This is a genomic window from Streptomyces cupreus (assembly GCF_014257025.1).
GTDB classification, from domain to species: domain Bacteria; phylum Actinomycetota; class Actinomycetes; order Streptomycetales; family Streptomycetaceae; genus Streptomyces; species Streptomyces cupreus.
In genome coordinates, this window is the sequence record NZ_JACMSF010000180.1 from 1 (window position 1) to 763 (window position 763).

The 763-nt window shown below is 67.2% G+C and carries 1 protein-coding gene; it reads left to right on the plus strand.

The features are described from left to right. A partial coding sequence (locus H4N64_RS44185; protein ID WP_186288263.1) for a phosphopantetheine-binding protein occupies positions 1–763 on the plus strand: 763 nt, incomplete at both ends.

A 763-nucleotide genomic window follows, 5' to 3' on the forward strand; every position in this document is an offset into this window, starting at 1 on the left:
GCGTGTGCTGGATGCCGGTCTGTGTTTGGTTCCGGTGGGTGTGGTGGGTGAGTTGTATGTGTCCGGGGTGCAGTTGGCGCGTGGCTATGTCGGGCGTTCGGGACTGACGGCCGGCCGCTTCGTTGCGGATCCGTTTGGTGGGGCGGGTTCGCGGATGTACCGGACGGGGGATCTGGTCCGGTGGACGCCCGAGGGCGAGCTGGTGTTCGTGGGCCGCGCCGATGACCAGGTGAAGATCCGGGGCTTCCGGGTCGAACCCGGCGAGGTCGAGACGGTTTTGGTCTCTCACCCCCACGTGTCGGCGGCTGTGGTGGCGGCCCGTGACGGCGCGGGCGGCAAGCAACTGGTGGCCTATGCCGCAGGAGTCGGCGGTGCACTGCCGGACAGCGAGGAACTGCGCAGCTTCCTGACCTCCCAGCTGCCGCAGTTCATGGTGCCGGCCGCAGTAGTGGTCCTGGACGAGTTGCCGCTGACCGTGAACGGGAAACTGGACCGGCGGGCACTACCCGAACCGGACTTCTCCGGTGACACCTACCGCGCCCCCCGCAACCTCCACGAGGAAATACTGGCCGGCCTGTTCACCGAGGTCCTCGACACCGGCCAGATCGGCATCGACGACAACTTCTTCGCCCTGGGCGGCCACTCACTACTGGCCACCAGACTGACCTCACGCATCAGGTCGGTGCTCGGCGCCGAGGTACCCATCCGCGCCGTCTTCGAAAACCCCACGGTAGCCGGACTGGCACCCTGGCTGACCCACAAC